Raw genomic sequence first — 2,860 nt, forward strand, 5'->3', positions numbered from 1 at the left:
GCGTACCTGTGGGCTCGCGATCGAACCTGAACCACCGTGCGGCAGCCGTCGGTTTTACTTGTTGTCGTCGTTCGGACGGAACGCGGTGGTCGCATCGGCCGCCGGGTCGGCGGTCTGCTCGCCACCGAACGGCTGCGGCTGACCGGGCGACGACGGCTGCGCGCCACCGTAGGTCGGCGCACCGAACGGCTGGCCCTGCTGCTGCCCGCCGAACGTCTGCGTCGCGCTCTCGTCGGGACGCGGCTGTGCCTGCGGCGCCGCACCATACGGCGAGGGCTGCTGCTGCGCCTGCGGGGCACCGTACTGCTGGCCGTACGGCGACTGCTGTGCCGGCTGACCGTAGGACTGCTGGCCCGGCTGGCCGTAGGCCGGCTGCTGCGCCTGCGGCACCGACGGCTGGCTCTGCTGGCCGTACGGCGACGGCGACTGCGTCGGGTACTGCCCACCGGTCTGGGCCTGGCCGTAACCGGTCTGCCCGTAGGGCTGCTGGCCGGTGCTCTGGCCGTAGCCCTGCTGGCCGTAACCCTGCTGGGCGTACTGGCCGTACTGGTTCTGCTGCTGTTGCGGCTGGGCCGGTTTCGGCGCCGGCACCTTGATGATGCCGAGCCCGAACAGCAATGCCAGCACCAGCAGCACGGCGACGATGAACGAGAACGCGGCCACCGCGAACGCGCCCCACTGCAGTTCCATGCCCTCGCCCACGCTGATCAGCGAGACCACGACGCCGAGGAACGAGGCCACGGCCAGTGCCGCGGCGACGCCGAGAACGTTCTGCTTGGGTAGCAACGACAGCCCGGCCAGCAAGGCGGCGGCCAGGATCAGCGTCGCGAGGGCGCCGCTGCTCGACTCGAACATGCTGCCGGTGGTGGTCTCACGCAGCGCGGTGAAGCCGACATACGGCGCGAAGCCGAGGAGGAAGGTGACGACGCCGAGTCCGGCGGCGGCCGCGGTCAGGATGAACGGCAGTCCTTTGCCATCCGAACCGGTCGCGGTCGATGGCGAAGCCGCGGCGGCTCCGGTACTCGGGCCCTGAGGCGCGGCGGGTGTCGCGGGTGTGTTGTACCCGGAGCCCCCGGTCGGGTATGACATGTCTCGTCGTCTCCTTGTCGAGTCGTGCGCATCGGTCGCGTCGAACTGACTGGTGCCTGATCCGATACCTGACGCTACTGCACGCCACGGCCCCGGTCATCACCTACCGATGCAGGCTGTGGATAAACCACCGCCTGTGGATGAATCGACGAAGGCCGCCCAGGTTAAACCTGAAGGCGGCCTTCGACAGTGTGAGATTTCAGATCACGCAGAAGCGATGGACGCCTTCTCCAGGATCTCGCGAGCGAGCGCGGCGGTGGCGGACGGCGTCTTGCCGACCTTCACGCCTGCGGCCTCGAGCGCTTCCTGCTTGGCCTGCGCGGTGCCGCCACCACTGGAGACGATGGCGCCTGCGTGGCCCATGGTCTTACCCTCGGGCGCGGTGAAACCGGCGACGTAGCCGACGACCGGCTTGGTCACGTTGGCCTTGATGTACGCGGCCGCGCGTTCTTCGGCGTCGCCACCGATCTCGCCGATCATGACGATGATCTTGGTCTCGGGGTCCTTCTCGAACGCCTCGATGGCGTCGATGTGGGTGGTGCCGATGACCGGGTCGCCGCCGATGCCGATCGCGGTCGAGAAACCGAAATCACGCAGCTCGTACATCATCTGGTAGGTCAGGGTGCCCGACTTCGACACCAGGCCGATCGGGCCCTTGCCGGTGATGTTGTTCGGGGTGATGCCGACCAGCGCCTCGCCGGGGGTGATGATGCCGGGGCAGTTCGGGCCGATGATGCGGGTCTTCTCGCCCTTTTCGACGTTGTAGGCCCACGCGAAGGCGGAGTCCTGCACCGGGATGCCCTCGGTGATGACCACGAGCAGCGGGATCTCCGCGTCGATGGCCTCGATGATGGCGTCCTTGGAGAAGGCGGGCGGCACGAACGCGATGGAGGTGTCGGCGCCGGTCTTCTCGATCGCCTCGGCGACGGAGGCGAACACGGGCAGCTCGATCTCGTTGCCGTCTTTGTCGGTGTGCTTGACCGTGGTGCCGGCCTTGCGCGCGTTCACGCCGCCGACGACGTTGGTGCCCGCCTTCAGCATCAGCGCGGTGTGCTTGGTGCCCTCGCCGCCGGTGATGCCCTGGACGATGACCTTGTTGTCCTTGTTCAGGAAGATGGACATGTTCGCTGTTCCTTACTTGGCGCTGAAGGCGAGTTCGGCGGCCTTGTCGGCGCCCTCGTCCATGGTCTGGGCCAGCGTCACCAGCGGGTGGTTGGCCTCGGCGAGGATGCGGCGACCCTCTACGACGTTGTTGCCGTCCAGACGAACGACCAGCGGCTTGGTGGCCGCGTCACCGAGCACCTCGAGGGCGCCCACGATGCCGTTGGCGACCGCGTCACAGGCGGTGATGCCACCGAAGACGTTGACGAACACGCTCTTGACCTGCGCGTCGCCCAGGATGACGTCCAGGCCCGCGGCCATCACGGAAGCCGAAGCGCCGCCGCCGATGTCGAGGAAGTTGGCCGGCTTCACGCCGCCGTGGTTCTCACCGGCGTACGCGACGACGTCCAGGGTGGACATGACCAGACCGGCGCCGTTGCCGATGATGCCGACCTCACCGTCGAGCTTGACGTAGTTGAGGTCGTTTTCCTTGGCCTTGAGCTCGAGCGGGTCGGTCGCGTCGACGTCGGCGAACTCGAGGTGGTCGGGATGCCGGTACTCGGCGTTCTCGTCCAGGGTGACCTTGCCGTCGAGGGCGAGGATCTCGTCGTTGGGAGTGCGCACCAGCGGGTTGACCTCGACCAGGGTGGTGTCCTCGTTGACGAAGACC

General features: G+C 67.7%; 2 protein-coding genes and 1 pseudogene. All 3 read right to left on the minus strand.

Going from position 1 to position 2,860, the window contains the following annotated elements; genetic code table 11:
• Positions 1-54 precede the first annotated feature (54 nt).
• Positions 55-1,089: a DUF5336 domain-containing protein gene (locus ACFWF3_RS30805; RefSeq protein ID WP_378993276.1), complete on the minus strand. Its 1,035-nt coding sequence runs from the start codon at positions 1,087-1,089 to the stop codon at positions 55-57.
• Between the two features lie 204 nt (positions 1,090-1,293).
• Positions 1,294-2,211 (minus strand): succinate--CoA ligase subunit alpha, encoded by a 918-nt coding sequence (gene sucD, locus ACFWF3_RS30810; RefSeq protein ID WP_378635903.1) that lies wholly within the window; start codon positions 2,209-2,211, stop codon positions 1,294-1,296.
• Positions 2,212-2,223: 12 nt separating this feature from the next.
• Positions 2,224-2,860 (minus strand): annotated as a pseudogene (locus tag ACFWF3_RS30815) (succinate--CoA ligase subunit beta); the annotation flags it as partial.

Origin of the sequence: Nocardia sp. NPDC060220 (assembly GCF_042727815.1) — a bacterium.
Lineage (GTDB): Bacteria > Actinomycetota > Actinomycetes > Mycobacteriales > Mycobacteriaceae > Nocardia.